15 protein-coding genes are annotated in these 16,019 nt (G+C 69.0%); 9 read left to right on the forward strand and 6 right to left on the reverse strand.

Annotation, left to right across the window (positions count from 1 at the left end; genetic code table 11):
• Positions 1-118 precede the first annotated feature (118 nt).
• Entirely contained in the window at positions 119-1,000 is an 882-nt protein-coding gene (locus HUA76_RS34945) for a hypothetical protein (protein ID WP_141644689.1), read from the forward strand.
• Between the two features lie 33 nt (positions 1,001-1,033).
• On the opposite strand, the gene HUA76_RS34950 is transcribed toward HUA76_RS34945, so the two are convergent.
• Positions 1,034-1,930 carry a DMT family transporter gene (locus HUA76_RS34950; RefSeq protein ID WP_174459250.1) on the reverse strand — a complete coding sequence of 299 codons (897 nt, stop codon included), beginning with the start codon at positions 1,928-1,930 and terminating at the stop codon, positions 1,034-1,036.
• Between the two features lie 128 nt (positions 1,931-2,058).
• Between HUA76_RS34950 and HUA76_RS34955 the strand changes: the two genes are divergently transcribed.
• The 5 genes from HUA76_RS34955 to HUA76_RS34975 all read left to right on the forward strand — a co-directional run bounded on the left by HUA76_RS34955 (position 2,059) and on the right by HUA76_RS34975 (position 6,594).
• Entirely contained in the window at positions 2,059-2,982 is a 924-nt protein-coding gene (locus HUA76_RS34955) for a LysR substrate-binding domain-containing protein (RefSeq protein WP_141644687.1), read from the forward strand.
• 10 nt (positions 2,983-2,992) lie between these two features.
• A complete protein-coding gene (locus tag HUA76_RS34960) occupies positions 2,993-4,525 on the forward strand; it encodes an aldehyde dehydrogenase family protein (RefSeq protein ID WP_174463279.1) in 1,533 nt (510 codons plus the stop codon).
• 85 nt (positions 4,526-4,610) lie between these two features.
• Positions 4,611-5,225, forward strand: coding sequence for a PH domain-containing protein (locus HUA76_RS34965; protein ID WP_141644685.1), 615 nt, complete (start codon positions 4,611-4,613; stop codon positions 5,223-5,225).
• A gap of 266 nt (positions 5,226-5,491) precedes the next feature.
• A complete protein-coding gene (locus HUA76_RS34970) occupies positions 5,492-5,710 on the forward strand; it encodes a hypothetical protein (protein WP_141644684.1) in 219 nt (72 codons plus the stop codon).
• Positions 5,707-6,594 (forward strand): hypothetical protein, encoded by an 888-nt coding sequence (locus HUA76_RS34975; protein WP_174463280.1) that lies wholly within the window; start codon positions 5,707-5,709, stop codon positions 6,592-6,594. Before HUA76_RS34970 ends, HUA76_RS34975 begins: the two co-directional genes overlap by 4 nt.
• A 45-nt stretch (positions 6,595-6,639) precedes the next feature.
• Here HUA76_RS34975 and HUA76_RS34980 read toward each other — a convergent pair whose 3' ends face one another.
• The 4 genes from HUA76_RS34980 to HUA76_RS34995 all read right to left on the reverse strand — a co-directional run bounded on the left by HUA76_RS34980 (position 6,640) and on the right by HUA76_RS34995 (position 11,688).
• Positions 6,640-8,073 carry a glycoside hydrolase family 43 protein gene (locus HUA76_RS34980; RefSeq protein ID WP_174463412.1) on the reverse strand — a complete coding sequence of 478 codons (1,434 nt, stop codon included), beginning with the start codon at positions 8,071-8,073 and terminating at the stop codon, positions 6,640-6,642.
• Positions 8,074-8,173: 100 nt separating this feature from the next.
• A complete protein-coding gene (locus HUA76_RS34985) occupies positions 8,174-8,446 on the reverse strand; it encodes a DUF2277 domain-containing protein (protein WP_174459254.1) in 273 nt (90 codons plus the stop codon).
• Between the two features lie 257 nt (positions 8,447-8,703).
• The gene (locus HUA76_RS34990) at positions 8,704-9,975 is read right to left on the reverse strand and encodes an RNA polymerase sigma factor (RefSeq protein WP_174459255.1); all 1,272 of its coding nucleotides are present in this window, start codon (positions 9,973-9,975) and stop codon (positions 8,704-8,706) included.
• Positions 9,976-10,353: 378 nt separating this feature from the next.
• Positions 10,354-11,688, reverse strand: coding sequence for a replication-associated recombination protein A (locus HUA76_RS34995; RefSeq protein ID WP_174463281.1), 1,335 nt, complete (start codon positions 11,686-11,688; stop codon positions 10,354-10,356).
• A gap of 265 nt (positions 11,689-11,953) precedes the next feature.
• On the opposite strand from HUA76_RS34995, the gene HUA76_RS35000 reads away from it, so the two are divergent.
• The 3 genes from HUA76_RS35000 (at position 11,954) to poxB (ending at position 15,474) form a co-directional block, all read left to right on the forward strand.
• On the forward strand, positions 11,954-12,310 hold the full coding sequence (locus HUA76_RS35000) for a YciI family protein (protein WP_174459256.1): 357 nt from the start codon (positions 11,954-11,956) through the stop codon (positions 12,308-12,310).
• A 260-nt stretch (positions 12,311-12,570) separates the two neighbouring features.
• On the forward strand, positions 12,571-13,635 hold the full coding sequence (locus tag HUA76_RS35005; RefSeq protein WP_174463282.1) for a hypothetical protein: 1,065 nt from the start codon (positions 12,571-12,573) through the stop codon (positions 13,633-13,635).
• Between the two features lie 111 nt (positions 13,636-13,746).
• Entirely contained in the window at positions 13,747-15,474 is a 1,728-nt protein-coding gene (poxB, locus tag HUA76_RS35010; RefSeq protein WP_174463283.1) for a ubiquinone-dependent pyruvate dehydrogenase, read from the forward strand.
• Between the two features lie 5 nt (positions 15,475-15,479).
• Here the strand turns inward: poxB and HUA76_RS35015 are convergent, their stop codons facing one another.
• A complete protein-coding gene (locus HUA76_RS35015) occupies positions 15,480-15,941 on the reverse strand; it encodes a 2,4'-dihydroxyacetophenone dioxygenase family protein (protein ID WP_174463284.1) in 462 nt (153 codons plus the stop codon).
• Positions 15,942-16,019: the final 78 nt, after the last annotated feature.

Consider the following 16,019-nt stretch of genomic DNA (forward strand, 5'->3'; position numbering starts at 1 on the left):
GTCGAAACACCTCGGGGCCTGTCCACTGTCTGACTTCTCCGCGCCGCCACACGCACTGCCTGTGCTCGACGAAGCGCGCATTGACGACGACAAGGTATTTCAACTAGTTCCTGTAAATATGCGAAAACTGCTTTTGACGAGTCTGACCTTCCTCCTGTCGACGACCACCGCCTGCGGAGGCGCATCCCCCGCGGAGGGCATCGAGGCGGAGGGAGACCTGTCGACGCGGGAGCAGGCGGCCTTCGCCGGGGTGAACGGCGACTACTGCCTGGTGAGCCCCTACAACTGCAAGTTGCAGGTGAACGGTGGCAACCGCGTCCCCACCAATGACCCGGCGGACGACAACTGGGGGCTTTCGACGGGGGTCCCCATCCGGGACGGCAACGGCACCGTGGTGGGGACGAACACGCGCACCAGCGCCGCCTTCAATTATGGGCAGACGCGCACGTTCGCGGGAGAGCTGTATGCGTTCGCGGTCTCCACGTCCAACTCCAGCGCCGGGTGGCTGCCCATCTCCAGCATCCTGGGGCGCACGTCCTTCGAGCAGAAGGTCGGCCATGTCTCGGCGCTCGGCGCGGGGCTGAACAAGCTGGGCTGCTACGCCGTGCGCAACTCGCATGACCCGGTGCTGGAGCTCAAGAAGGTCGTCTACGACAGCGAGGCGACGCACGAGCGCGCCGGAGACTACCTGCCGCTGGTTCGCGCCAACGGGCTGCGCTCGGTCAACCTCATCTTCAACGTCCCGGGCATGGCGCTGGGCGGACCGGCCGTGGACCACTTCCCCGCAGGCACGAAGTTCCAGCGCCTGGACGTGCCCACGGAGTCTGGCATTCCCTCCATCGACATCCCCCTCTGGGTCCAGGACAGCGCGGGCCGCTATCGCCAGCAGTCCGGGGAGATGAAGTTCCTGTATGGCTATGTCATCGCGGCCACCACCGGAACCAAGCGCAACGGGTGGATGGCCTATGACTCGCTCCAGGTCAGCTCCGGCTGTCCTTGAGCCACTGCCAGCCGGGCCGGCGGCGGGCTTCCGTCAGGAAGACTGTCGCTGGCTCAGCGCGACGCTGCCCAGGATGAGCGCGCCCGCGGCGACCATGGTGAGCGTCACCGGCTCGTCCAGCAGCAGCCACGCCCAGGCCACGCCGAACAGCGGCAGCAGGTACGTGACGGTGACGGCGCGGGGCGCGCCGACGCGCTGGATGAGGCGGTAGTACAGCGCATAACCCATCCCCGTGCAGAGCACTCCGAGCGTGACCGCCGACAGCCAGGACACGCCCCGGATGGGCTGGGTGGGCCAGGAGGCCACGGCGAAAGGCAACGTCAGGAGCGCCGCGAAGCCCAGCGTGGCCGCCGCGACAGCGCCCGCCGGCAGGCCCGTGAGGTGACGGCGCACCAGGTTCGCCGCGACGCCGTACAGGAAGGCCGCGGACACGCCCGCCGCCACCGCGAGGCCCGGGCTGGCTCCGGCGATCTTCCCGCTGGCCAGCACCACCACGCCGGTGAAGCCCATGATGAGCGCCACCGCCCGCCGCCCGCCGATGCGCTCGCCGTAGAAGAGGAAGGCCACCAGCGCGGTGAAGAGCACCGTCATGCTGTTGGCGATGGCGCTGATGCCCGCCGGCGCGCGCTGGGCGGCCCAGGCGAAGAGCGCGAAGGGCACCGCCGCGTTGAGCGCGCCCACCAGCGCCAGCTTCGGCCAGTGCGAGCGGGTGAAGACCGCCCGGTGGCGCACGAGGAACGGCATCAGCACCAGCGACCCCAGCACCAGTCGCACCGAGACGAGCGGAAGCGCCCCGAAGTCCGGCGCGGCGATGCGCATGAACATGAAGGAGGAGCCCCAGATGGCCCCCAGCAACCCCAGCTCCAACGGGGTGAGCCAGGCACCGGACAGGGCGGGAACGGCGGGACGGGCAAGCGTGGAAGAATTCATGGGGCGTTCCATAGGAGGGTGACGGCGAGGCGCGAATCTGGCTCCGGTCACCCTCTTTCTGCGCCCGCGCCCCTCTACCTGCAACCTCATGGTTTTGAGGGCAGCCACAAGTGTGATTTGAGGCTCGCATGCCCCTTCCCACGGCCTGGCTGCCGGCCCTGGCGGCCTTCGAGGCGGCCGCGCGCCACCAGAACTTCGCCCATGCGGCGGAGGAGCTCCACCTGACGGCCAGCGCGGTCAGCCACCATGTGCGCAAGCTGGAGGGACTGCTCGGCGTCACCCTCTTCCAGCGGCATGCGCGCGGCGTGTCCTTGACGATAGAGGGACGTCAGCTCTCCGACGCCGCGCAGAGCGCGCTGGCGGACATCGACGACGTGATGCGAGACCTGGGCGACACCCGGGAAGAGCGCCACCGCGTGCGCATCACCACCATGCTCTCGCTGGCCCACACCTGGCTGCTGCCGCGCCTGCCAGACTTCACCTCGGCCCACCCGCACGTGCGGGTGCGCATCGACACGGAGATGGCGCTGACGAGCTTCGACGAGGGCGGCCCCGACCTGGGCATCCGCTATGGCCTGGGTCATTGGCCGGGGATGACGGCCCACCACCTGATGCCAGACACCATGTTCCCGGTGGCCTCCCCGGACCTGCCCGGCGTCGAGCACGTGTCGGCCCCGGCGGACATCCAGAAGCTGCCGCTCGTCGGGGACCACGCGCGGCAGTCCTGGCAGGACTGGTTCCGCGCCGCCGAGGTGCACGGCGCGCGCATCGACGTCCGTTACTCGTTCAGCGACACCACCAACGCGCTGCTCGCCGCCGCGCGGGGGCTGGGCGCGGCGCTCGCGCGGGACAAGGTCTCCGAGCCCTTTCTCTCCAACGGAAGCCTCGTCCGACTGCCCGGTCCCTCGCTGCCCACGCGCTACTCCTACTTCGTGGTGTATCCCTCCCACCGCCGGCTCCGGGCCGCGGCGCGGACCTTCGTCGACTGGGTCCTCACGCAGCCGGGCCGCGCGCCTCCGCCGCCGGTCGCCAGGAAGCCACCGACGTTGTAGGAAGACGCCCATGCTCCACCCCATCCTCGACGCGCTCGGCCTGACCGAGCACAACCCTGGCAGCTATCTCGGTCACGGCGAGTGGACCGGCTCCTCCTCCGAGCCGGCCCTGGAGGTCTTCAATCCCTCCAATGGCCAGCGCCTGGCGACCGTGTCGTCCGCGAGCGCGGAGGACCACGAGAAGCTGATGCACGCCGCCGCCCAGGCCTTCGTGGCGTGGCGCGCGCTGCCCGCTCCCCGTCGGGGTGAGGCCATCCGGCTGTGTGGCGAGGCCCTGCGCCGGAACAAGGACGCGCTCGGCTCGCTCGTCGCGCTGGAGATGGGCAAGGTGAAGGCCGAGGGCGACGGCGAGGTGCAGGAGATGATCGACATCGCCGACTTCGCGGTGGGCCAGTCGCGCATGCTCTATGGCCTGACGATGCACTCCGAGCGCCCGGGCCATCGGATGTATGAGCAATGGCATCCCCTGGGCCTGGTCGGCATCATCAGCGCCTTCAACTTCCCCGTGGCCGTCTGGGCCTGGAACGCGTTCATCGCCGCCGTGTGCGGCGACGTGTCCATCTGGAAGCCCTCGCCCAAGACGCCACTGACGGCCATCGCGGCGACGCGCATCTGCAACGCCGCGCTGAAGGCCGGCGGCTTCCCGGAGGTCTTCTTCCTGCTCAACGCCTCGGGCACCGAGCGCGCCGAGCGACTGGTGGAGGACCCGCGCGTGGCGCTGGTGAGCTTCACCGGCTCGTCCGCCGTCGGGCGGCAGGTGGGCGTGCGCGTGGCGCAACGACTGGGGCGGAGCCTGCTGGAGCTGGGTGGCAACAACGCCATCATCGTGGACGCCACCGCGAACCTGAAGCTGGCGATTCCCGCCATCGTCTTCGGCGCGGTGGGCACCGCGGGCCAGCGCTGCACCACCACCCGGAGGCTCTTCGTCCACGAGTCCATCCTCGACGACGTGGTGGGCCGACTCGCCGCCGCCTACGCCCAGGTGGAGAAGCGCATCGGCGACCCGCTGGAGCCGGGCACGCTGATGGGTCCCCTCATCGACCGGGCCGCCGTGCAACACTTCGAGGCCACCGTCGCCCAGGCCCGCGCGGCCGGGGCCCGCATCGTCAGCGGGGGCAAGGCGCTGGAGCGCGACGGCCACTTCGTGCAGCCCACGCTCATCACCGGCGTGCAGCCCACGGATGCGTGGGTCCAGGCGGAGACCTTCGCGCCCATCCTCTACGTCATGCCGTTCCGGACGCTGGACGAGGCCCTCACCTTCCAGAACGGCGTGCCCCAGGGCCTCTCGTCGTCGGTGTTCACCCGGGACTTCCAGAGCGCGGAGAAGTTCCTGTCCGCCGCCGGCTCCGACTGCGGCATCGCCAACGTCAACATCGGCACCTCCGGCGCGGAGATTGGCGGCGCCTTCGGAGGCGAGAAGGACACCGGCGGAGGCCGCGAGTCCGGCTCCGACGCGTGGAAGGCGTACATGCGGCGGCAGACCAACACGCTGAACTACTCCGACGCGCTGCCCCTGGCGCAGGGCATTCGCTTCGACCTGTGACGGGGTCGTCTCCTATGCTCGCGCGGGGCTCGGTACGGCCCACGCGGTTCCACCTCGATGCAGTTGGCACACAGGGAGATTTGACATGTTCGGGAAGCTCGCCGCAGACGCGCTCGGCCTCAGTGACATCGGCTCCGTCATCACCTCGGCGGACTACGACAAGGTGGACTCCGACGACTATGTGATGCACGAGGACCAGGAGAAGATCTTCTTCCTCATCAAGTCCAAGTCCGACGAGTACTGTTTCACCAACAAGGCGCTCGTCCACCTCGACGGCACCAGCGCCGCGAGCAAGAAGCGCATGCTTCGCCGCTACACGTACAGCGCCAACCCCGTCTCGCACGTCATGCTCGAGACGGCGGGCAACATCGACATGGACGTCGAAATCAAGTTCCGCCTGGGCGCGCGCGACTTCTCCATCGACGTGCACAAGAAGCACCTGGAGCAGGTGAAGGACCTCTACAAGGCCCTGTTCCGCATCTCCGAGCTGATGCACGAGAACGAAGTCTCCCTGAGCCACGCGAAGACGAGCCTGGAGGTCGCCTCCACCACGCTCGGCCGCGGCCAGGCGGGCGCCACGCCCATCGTCGAGTCCTTCAAGGAGCTCAACCAGGCCGCCTTCGCCTGGCTCGCCGGCGCGCAGCAGAAATACTGGGTGAAGGACTTCGGCTTCGTCTTCGAGCGATACATCAAGGCCTGAACCCTCCCACATCCACCGCCGGATGCCTGCTCGTGCATCCGGCGGCCGGGCTCAGCACGCGCGGTCCTCACCCGCTACACCTGTTGTCGCTCTCAAGACGGGCTCTCCCTGTAATCCAGGTGCAGCTGGACTCAATCGACGGGAGGCGCGGACGGGCCGCTCGTATGTCTTCGGGATTCGCTCTACCCTGGAAGTCCTCACCAGGAGCGTTCGCGATTATCACCTCGTCCTCCCAGACCGCCCCCGCTGGCTGGCACGACATTCTCGTGCGTCACCTCGAACCCCTGCTCGGAGGCTTCACCGCCAAGATGGCCATCCACACGGCGGCGTTGCGCGCGCTGAAGCGCCCGCCGGAGCAGGTCACGCTCCAGGAACTCCCGCAACTGCTCGAAGGCCTCAAGCCGATGCTCAACACCTTCATTGGCGCGCTGCACGCCAAGGTCATCCTCGCGGAAATCGCCACCTCGCTGGAGAAGGCGCGATGAGCCCCGCTTCCGCTTCCAGTCGCTCCACCTCCGTCGCGCCGTGGTTCGGCGCCGTGGTGGTGCTCCAGTTCGCCCACCTCTTCGCCGTCGCGACGGCGGCGCCCGAGCGGCTGGCGTTGGTGCATGACGTCGCGGGCTGGGTGAGCGGACTGCTCGCCGTCGCCGGCACGTTCGCCGCGGCGAGCGCGTTCGTCTCCGGGGACTACCTGCGCAAGGTGTGGGGCGGACTCACGGCGGGGGCAGCCCTGTCCCTGGTCAGCGCGGCGCTGCGCAGCTACTGGCTGCACACGGTGCCGGACGTCGCCTTCACGGCCTCGCCGCTGCTGCCCTACCGCATGGTCGCCGTGGTGTTGGCCAACATCGCCACAACCTACGCGCTGGTCCTCCTGGCGATGACCTACCGGCAGTCGGGCCTCCAGCCTCCGTCCAGCCCTCGCACGAAGGCGCTGTGGGCGGTGACGGCCATCGCCGCGCTGGCGGTGGGCATCCCCTCGCTCGTCACGGAGGTGCGCAACCTCTCCTCCGGCGTCAACTCCGCGCCCTCGGCGGTCATCAGCCTGGCGTCGACGCTGGCGGACATGACGACCATCTTCCTGGTCGCCCCCATCCTGAGCGTCGCGTACATGCTGCGCGGTGGACGGCTCGCCTGGGTGTGGTGGGCCATGGGCCTGTCCGGCGCCACGTGGCTGCTGTACGACGCGCGCGTGTGGCTGGCCCCGCTGCTCCCCGGCGACGCGGCGCATGGCGCGGAGCTGCTGCGCACGCTGCGGACATCCGGACTCGTGCTGCTCGGGCTCGCGGGCTGGCTGCAGCGCTCCGCCCTGGGGCCCCAGAAGGTCGAGGCCCCCGAGGCCTCGCTCAACACCTCCGCCGGAATGTCCTGACGCCGGAAGGGGGCACGGTGCGCCGTGCCCCCAGTCGATCCGCTGCTACGGCCGGGGACGCGAGCCCACCGAGGGCGCCTCCGGCACCGCGGGCCAGCCGTTGGGCCAGGTGATGGCGTCCACGAGCATGACCCGCGCGGTGTGAGCGCTGTTCCACGCGTGGTAGACCATGTACGTGTCGCCGCCCGGTCCGTTCACCACGGAGTTGTGGCCCGGCCCCACCCAGCCGCCTCCCGTCGTGAGGATGGGCGCGCCCGCCTTGGTGTACGGCCCCAACGGACTGGTGGCCCGGGCGACTCCCACGGCATAGGTGCTGTTGTAGTACGCGTTACCACTGTAAAAGAGATAGTAGTAGCCGCCGCGCGCGACGACCCAGGGCGCCTCCACCACGCCGCCTTCCCAGGCGAGGTTGTTGGTCATGAGCGTGCGCCGGGTTCCCACGAGCGACAGTCCGTCCGCGGAGAGCGCCTGGCCGTAGAGGGGCGTCGGCTGGCCCACCGCGTTCCCATCCGCCTTCCACACGAGGTACCCCGTCCCGGCGGTGTCCGTGAAGAACGTCGCGTCAATCATCCCCATGCCCGCGTCGTGGATGAGGGGCCGGCCCAGGTCCGTGAACGGCCCGGTGGCGCTGGTGGACGTGGCCGCGCCAATGGACAGCTTTCCGTCCGAGTGCCGCGCGGTGAAGTACGCGATGAAGCGTCCGCCCACCCGGTGGATTTCCGGCGCCCAGAAGTCACCGGTCGCCCACGACGGCCGACTCCCGGCGGGGAAGATGGAGCCCGCGCCCGTCCACGTCACCAGGTCCGTGGAGACACGCAGCGGGAAGGCGCTCGCGGCGCCCCCCGAGGTGCACGCGGCCACGTAGCGAGTGCCGTCGTGGATGACGCCCGGGTCCGCGCAGTCCGAGGCGACGACGGGGTTCTGGTACAGGCCGCCGCAGCCCGTGTAGCGCATGGACATGCCGCAGGCATTCGCTCCGCTGAAGTAGGGCCCCCAGCCGTTCGACAGCACGGCGTAGGAGTTGGGGGCCGCATTCACACAGGCCCTGTCCCAGAACACGCGCCCGCCTACGTCGTCGTATTGCGCGGGGTGATTCGCCGGGTGCATCCACGCGGCGCCATAGGTCACTCGCGTGGCACAAGCGCCCGCGCCAGGACAGGTGGTGTCGAGCGCGAGCACACAAGCGTTGTTGCCCGTGAAGTACGGCTTCCAGCCGTTGGAGAGCACGGCGTAGGAGTTGGTGCCCTCGTTGACGCAGACGCCATCCCACGTCACCAGGTCCGCCGCGACGTCTTCATTCCCGGGGTGGCCCGAGGGATGAATCCAGCGGTCTCCGTAGGTGATGCGCGTGCTGCATGCGAGCGCCCCGGTGGCGGTATTCGCGGGCCCCTCTCCCAGCGAGGTCTCCGGACTCTCACTTCCACAGCCCACTGCGAGCAGCGAGGCGACAGCAACGACAGACCACCACGAGGACCGCATCATCGGACGACCTCCGAGCGCAAGGGCCGGCCTCGGCCCCATGCGCCGTGTGCACTGCGTGGGAACAGTCGGTCAGCGGGCCGGGACTTGTGGGCGGGACTCAGCCGGCGGCTTCGGCCTTCTTGTAGCGAAGCTTCTTCAGGGCCTCGAACCGCACCCGGTCTCTCGGGGGCGTCGTCGCCACCAACCCGTCCAGCATCAGCTTCGAGCTTCGGAAGATTTCCTCGACGGCGACCTCGAACGCATCCGCGTTCTGCTTCGACGGCTTGCGAGTCCCGGCGATCTTCCGGACGAACTGCAGGGCCGCCGCGCGAATGTCGTCATCCGTGGCGGGAGGCGAGAAGTTGAACAGGGGCTTGATGTTCCGGCACATGCGCGCAGGGTAGTCCAACTCCCACGGCGACAACCCCCGGCGGACCCTCACCCACGCCTGGCGAGGGACGAAGCGAGGGCTTGAGCATGCCCGTCAACGCTTCGGCTCCAGGGGCCGTGAAAGATTTCCACGAGAGTACGTGTGCCGCCGACGGCCCCCCTTGCGTCACCCTCGCGCGGAGCACGTGCTCGCGTCCCGCTACTTCGAGCCTCAGGCGGAGGTCCCGCGTCACGCAGGTGCGAGCGAGCCTGGCGCGACTATGCCTCCTTGCGAGCGCAGGCCGCGGCGCGGTCGAGGAGCAGCGTCTGTTCGCGCGCGTTGCGAGTGAGCGAGGCGGCGCGCTCGAACTCCTTGCGCGCCTCGTCGAAGCGGCCCAGCTTCCGCAGCAGGTCTCCGCGCACGCTGGGCAGAAGGTGGTAGCTGGCGAGCGAAGGCTCCGCGGTCAGCGTGTCGACGACGGCCAACCCGGCGGCGGGGCCGTACGCCATCGACAGCGCGACGGCGCGGTTCAGCTCGATGACGGGCGAAGGCGTGAGCCGCACCAGCACCGCGTACAGCGAGGCGATGCGCGCCCAGTCCGTGTCTTCCGGTTGCCGCGCCCGGGCATGACAGGCGGCGAGCGCGGCCTGCAGCGCATACGGCCCCTGCGCCCCGCCCAGCTTCTCCGCGCGCTCCAGCGCCGCGAGCCCACGGCGGATGAGGAGCTGGTCCCACTGCGCGCGGTTCTGCTCGAGCAGCAGCACGGGTTGACCGTTGGGCCCCACGCGGGCCCGCGAGCGCGACGCCTGGATTTCCATCAGCGCGACCAGGCCGTGGACCTCCGGCTCCTGGGGCGCTAGCTCCGCGAGGATGCGTCCCAGCCGCAGCGCGTCCGCGCACAGCTCCGGCCGCATCCAGTCGTCTCCCCCCGTCGCTGAATACCCCTCGTTGAAGACGAGGTAGATGACCTCCAGCACCGACGACAGGCGGACCGCGAGCTCCTCGCCCCGGGGCAGTTCGAAGGGCACCTTCTCCTCGGAGAGCGTGCGCTTGGCCCGGACGATGCGCTGGGCGACGGTGGGGGACGGCACCAGGAAGGCGCGCGCGATTTCCTCCGTCGTCAGGCCTCCGAGCAGCCTCAAGGTGAGCGCGACGCGCGCCTCCGTCGAGAGGATGGGATGGCAGGCGATGAACATGAGGCGCAAGAGGTCGTCGCCCACGTCGTTGTCGAGCGCCGCGTCCAGGTCCGGAGCGCCGTGCGCCTGGTCCGACTCCAACTCGTGGCCCAGCTCCTCGTGCTTGCGCTCCAGGCGCTTGCCCCGACGAAGCTCGTCGATGGCGCGTCGCTTGGCGGTGGCCATCAACCACGCACCCGGGTTGTCCGGGATGCCCGCCGTGGGCCAGCGCTCCAGCGCGGCGACCAGCGCGTCCTGGGCGAGCTCCTCGGCGAGCCCGACGTCGCGCACCATGCGCGTCAGGCCGGCGATGAGCCGAGCGGACTCAATCCTCCAGACCGCTTCGATGGCACGATGATTCTCTGGAACTGTCACGCGGCGGAATAGAGCACCCTCGTCCGCCGATGCAAGGACGGCCCGCGCCCGAGCGCGAAAGCCTCTCAAGGCCGACAGGTGTCCAACGGCCACAGTGTGCCGTGGGTTGCGAGGGGCGCCCACACGGGCTAGCTTTTCGTTGACTTCTGCAACCACGCAGCCGGTCCCGACGCAGCGTACGACGTGGTCTCCATTCCGAATGGGGTGTGGTCCTCGCGCGACTCGTCTCCCTGCTGCGAAGCACTCCCCTTCAGGACAAGTGGGTCCGCCTGAGACTCGTCCAACTCATCGGACGCCTCGACACGGCCAGGCACCATCCATCCTTTCTGCGCGCGGTGCTATTTCAAGCCGCGCGCGACAGGAAGGAGTAGCAGGGCCCTACTCGCCCCGGCTGGCCTTGTCCTCGCGCCACCAGTGACTCATGCGCTCGTGGATCTCCGCCTCATAGCCTTCCTTGCTCGGGCGGTAGAAGACGGAGCGCTCCAGCGGCGGGGGCAGGTAGGTCTGCCCCGGGGCGTAGTGGTCCTTGAAGTCCCAGGGCGGGGTGTAGCCCTTGCCGTGCCCCAGCTCCTTCATCAAGTCCGTGGGCGCGTTGCGCAGCGGCAGCGGTGGCGCCGCGTTGGGGTGCTCCTCCAGCGCGGCGAGCGCGGCGTTCATCGCCGCATAGGCGCGGTTGCTCTTGCGCGCCGTGGCCAGCGTGACGACGGCATGCGCGACGAACAGCCGACCCTCCGGCATGCCCGTGGAGTGGAAGCTCTCCTCGCACGCGCGGACGATGGTGATGGCCTCCGGCATCGCCATGCCCACGTCCTCCACGGCGATGACCTTGAGCCTGCGCCACAGCGACACCACGTCTCCCGTCTGCAGCAGCTTCGCGGCCCAGAAGATGGCGCCCTGCGCGTTGGAACCCCGGCAGGACTTCTGGAGCGCGCTCAGCAGGTCGTAGTGCTGGTCTCCATCCTTGTCGTGCCGCGCGAGCCCCGTGCCCACGGCCTCGCGCGCCGTGTCCACGTTGATTTCGCCACCGTCCGCCGTCAGCCCCGCGGCCATCTCCAGCGCGCCCAGCGCCTTGCGCACGTCCCCTGCCCCGCCCCTCGCCAGCAGCGCGAGCGCGTCTTCGCCCACGGTCAGCCTGCGCTTGCCCAGCCCGCGCTTCTCGTCGGTGAGTGCTCGCTGGAGCGCGCCCTGGATGTCCGCGAGCGTGAGGTCCTGGAGTTGGAAGACGCGGCACCGGCTGACGAGCGCGGGTCGCACCTCGAAGCTGACGTTCTCCGTCGTCGCGCCCAGCAGGACGAGCAGGCCGCTCTCCACGTGCGGCAGCGCCTGCTCCTGGACGTTCTTCGCCCAGCGGTGGATTTCGTCCACGAAGAGCACCGTCCGGCGCGAGTACTGGTTGCGCGCGCGCTCCGCCTCCGCGACGACTTCGCGGATGCGGGGAATGCCGTCCGACACGGCCGACAGGATGACCAGCTCCGCGTCGACGCTGGAGGCCAGCATGCGCGCCAGCGTCGTCTTGCCCACGCCAGGCGGGCCCCAGAACAGCGAGGAGACAATCTGCTTGCGCTCCATCAACCGGCGCAGCGGACCTCCCGGGCCAAGCAGATGGGACTGTCCGATGAATTCATCGGGCGTGCGTGGACGCATCCGCTCCGCGAGGGGAGCGAAGCGATTCACATCGACGGAAGCAGAGAACAGGTCGGGGCCGGCACTCATCGCACTGCACGCTCCCCTCTCCGACTCGCGGGGTCAACCACCGAGGCACACCCAGAGTGGCGCGCGGTCTTCTCTCACCCATGGTGCGGCGGCGGTCCACTCCCGTCGGATACCGGACAGGGGAAATGGGCCCGGTCCGCTCGAATGAAAAACGCACCGTGCGACTGGCGGGCAAGCGATGGAGAGCGAGCAACGCACCTTCGGTGGCTCGACGACGTGTCACGGGGCTGGCGTAGAGTCGCGGCTCTCAAAAGGAGGGAGCGCGATGTCATTCATGCTGCTGATGATGGAGGCCCCGGGGAAGCGCCAGGCTCGGCCACTCGATGAAGGCCAGGCCGCCTACGCTCGGATGATGGCCTTCCAGGAGAAGCTCCGGACCAATGGCGTGCTCGTGACGGGCGAGGCGCTCAAGTCCGATGACCACGCGGTGCGCATCGAGAACTACGGAGGCAAGCGCACGGTGAGCGACGGCCCGTTCACCGAGTCGAAGGAAATCATCGGCGGCTTCTTCCTCCTCAACTGCAAGACGCGCGAGGAGGCCCTGGAATATGCCCACGCGTGTCCCGCCAGTGAGTGGGGCATCGTCGAGCTGCGGGAAGTCGCCAGCAGCTGTTACGAGTGAGCCGAAGCACCGTCCAGGTCCGTCGTCCCGTCCCGTGAGTCCCCCAGTGTGCCGCCCCGCTCCACGCTGGAGGCTCACGTACGCCCAGCCCCTCGAACCGACCTTTGTCGCTGACGCATCCCGTCAGGGGCTGGCCGTTCTATCCCGCACCGAGGGTGAGTCAGGAATATCTCAGCCCCCAAGAAACCGTGGAAGTGAGGGACCGATAACTCTTTTGTAGGTCATTTGCTGCTGGCCCCCACACCCCCCAGAGGCCTGTCATGAATTTTAAAGTCCCGAGCTTCCGCGATGTGAAGAGCGCGGTCACCAACACCGCCAAGAACGCGAAGGACGCGGTCGTCGACAAGGCGAAGGACGCGAAGGACGCGGTCGTCGACAAGGCGAAGGACGCGAAGAACACGGTCGTCGACACCTCGAAGGACGTGTTCGAGGTGGTGAAGCACAATCCGGTGACGGACAAGCTGAAGCAGGTGCTCCCGGACCCGAAGGACCTGGCGCGCGACGCGCTCCAGACGGGCCTGCGGGTGGCCTACCAAGGCGCGGACAAGCTGCTGCCGAGCGGCGCGACGGACCTGCTGCTGAGTGGCACCGAGAAGGGCATGGACGTGCTCGCCAAGGGCTCCGAGGTGGTGCTGGGCAAGGACTCCGGCGTGACGGACAAGCTCCAGAAGCTGGCGGATGTGGACCTCAACGGCATCAACCGGACCAAGGACCCCGTGACGGGCCAGGAGCTCAAGGCGGACTGGCCGGGCCTGTGGAGCACGTGGCTGCTGGAGGAGAAGCCCAAGGACCTGGGCACCTGGACCAAGGAGGGCGGCGTCGACGTCGTCACCGTGCGCGACAACGCGTACACGGAGGACCTCGCCGGCCGCCCGCACCAGCAGGCCGTGACGGACGCGTTCTTCGAGAAGTTCCCGAACCCGAAAGTGGGCGACACGTTCTCGCCGAACGACGTGAACCACCCGGACTACAACGCGGGGCTCTACAAGTTCACGGGCCCAGGGACGGCCGAGGAAGGCAGCGCGTCCGCGAAGGACGACAAGCAGGGGGCCTATACGTCGCTGGAGTGGTTCATGGGCTCGTACCACACGCAGGTGAAGTGCACCGGTATCGACGAGAAGACGGGCAAGCCGAACCTGGAGTACACGGTGTCGAACAAGGCCCACTTCGAGTCGGGCACCCGCGTGCCGGACAGCTTCCAGAAGGCGGGCCTGCCGGAGTACCTCGTCCCCAATCACGACCGGGGTGAGGGGGTGGGCATCGGTGGTAACTGGCAGCAGCACTACGTCTGGACCGCCAACGGCGTGGAAGCGCCGAAGAAGTAATCGCGCCGCCTGACGCGGGATGCCCTCCCGCGTCCAGGGCGGCCAGCGGAGTGCCTGCTCCCCTGCTGACTCGGGTTGCCCGGAAGCCGGGCGCCCCCCAGCTTCACTCGCATGAGTCACTCCAGTGTGGCGGATGCGCTCGTCCAGACGCTCATCGACGCGGGTGCCGAGCGCATCTACGGCGTCGTCGGCGACAGCCTCAATCCCATCACCGACGCCGTGCGCCGCAGCCAGGGGAAGCTGCGGTGGGTCCACGTCCGGCACGAAGAGGCCGGCGCCTTCGCCGCCTCCGCCGAGGCCCAGCTCAGCGGCAAGCTCGCGGTGTGCGCGGGGAGCTGCGGACCGGGCCACCTGCACCTCATCAACGGGCTCTATGACGCCCATCGCAGCTACGCCCCGGTGCTCGCGCTCGTCTCTCACATCCCCAGCGAGCAGATTGGCACCTCGTACTTCCAGGAGACGCACCCGGAGCTGCTCTTCCGCGAGTGCAGCCACTTCTGCGAGATGGTGTCCAACCCCAAGCAGGCCCCGCGCCTGTTCCGGCTCGCCGCGCGGACGGCGCTGGCGAAAGGCGGCGTATCCGCCGTGGTGCTTCCCGGAGACATCGCCGCGCTCGACGCGGGCGAGGACGTCCCCTCCAGCTTCTCCACCGCGCTCCCCGTGGTCCGCCCGGCCGACGCGGAGTTGGACCGGCTGGCCGCGCTGCTCAACTCCGCCTCACGGGTGACGGTGTTCTGCGGCAGCGGCTGCAAGGGCGCCCACGCGGAGGTGCTCGCGCTGGCCAAGGCGCTCCAGTCTCCCGTGGGCCACGCGTACCGCGGCAAGGAGTGGGTGGCCTACGACAACCCCTACGACGTGGGCATGACGGGCCTGCTGGGCTACGGCGCGGCGTACGAAGCCATGCACGCGTGTGATGTCCTCCTGCTGCTGGGCAGCGACTTCCCCTACGACGCGTTCATGCCCGTGAAGCCCCACATCGCCCAGGTGGACGTGCGGCCAGAGCACCTGGGCCGCCGCTCGCGCCTGGACCTGGGCGTCTGCGGCGACATCCGGGAGACCTTGCGCGCCCTCCTTCCCCGGCTGGAGCAGAAGGAAGACCGGCGCCATCTGGAGGATGCACTGGAGGAGCTGGCCAAGGCGCGGCGCAAGCTGGACACCCACGTGCGCAACGTCGGCTCGCACCGCCCCCTGCATCCGGAGTACGTGGCCGCCCTGCTCGACGAGGTGGCGGCCGACAACGCCGTCTTCACCGTGGACACGGGCATGTGCAACGTGTGGTCCGCCCGCTACCTGCGCGCCACCGCCGAGCGGCGCATCATCGGCTCCTTCACGCACGGCTCCATGGCCAACGCGCTGCCGCAGGCCATTGGCGCGCAGTTGCTGTACCCGGACCGGCAGGTCATCTCCATGTCCGGGGACGGCGGCTTCGCCATGCTGATGGGCGACTTCCTCACGCTGGCGCAGTACGACCTGCCCGTGAAGGTCGTCATCTTCAACAACAGCTCGCTCGGCATGGTGAAGCTGGAGATGCAGGTGTCGGGCTACCCGGACACGGAGACGGACCTGGTGAATCCAAACTTCGCGAAGCTGGCGGAGGCCGTGGGCGTCATGGGGCAGCGCGTGGAGGCCCCCGGGGACGTGCGTGGCGCCTTCGAGCGAGCCCTTTCACACCCGGGGCCCGCCCTCGTCGACGTCGTCACGGACCCGCACGCGCTCTCGATGCCGCCGCGAGTCACCGCGAAGCAGGTGGCGGGCTTCGCCCTCGCGATGACGAAGCTCGTCTTCACCGGCGAGGGCGGAGAGGTGCTGGACACGGTGGAGGCGCAACTCCACCACTGAGGTCCTCACTCGAGGGTGGCCAGGAACTCCGCGCCGTTCGCCTCGCACCAGCGCCGGTAGGTCTCCAGCCGTTCGGCGGAGCCGACGCTCTTGGTGACCCGGCCCTCGGCGTCCAGGTACTCGATGGCGCCGCGCACGGTGATGAGGATGACGACCGGCTCGTCGCCGATGGCCATCCAGCTGTCGGTGTTGCCCGCCGGCTCGTAGACGTAGCCACCGGGTCCCACCACATCGCCGGTGTCGAGCAGCTTGCGCGTCCCGGAGAGGTTGACGGCATGCACCTCGCCCGTGTGTCGGTGGCGGGGAATCAGGGTGCCGGGCTCCAGCCGGAAGATGTACATCCAGCCCGAGCCATCCCGGAAGAAGCGCAGCGGCTTGAAGGAGAGGCCGGGCGGGCCCATGGGAATCCAGGGCATGCGCGCGGGGTCGACGGGGTGTGACGTGAGGGACTGGGCAGCGGGGCTCATGGGGGCTCCAGGGTTCGGTTGAGAAGTGCCGACAGGGTGCTCCTCCCATGGCCCTCCGACAGGTCCAGGTTTGACGAA

It is taken from the genome of Myxococcus sp. CA056 (assembly GCF_013336715.1).
Lineage (GTDB): Bacteria > Myxococcota > Myxococcia > Myxococcales > Myxococcaceae > Myxococcus > Myxococcus llanfairpwllgwyngyllgogerychwyrndrobwllllantysiliogogogochensis.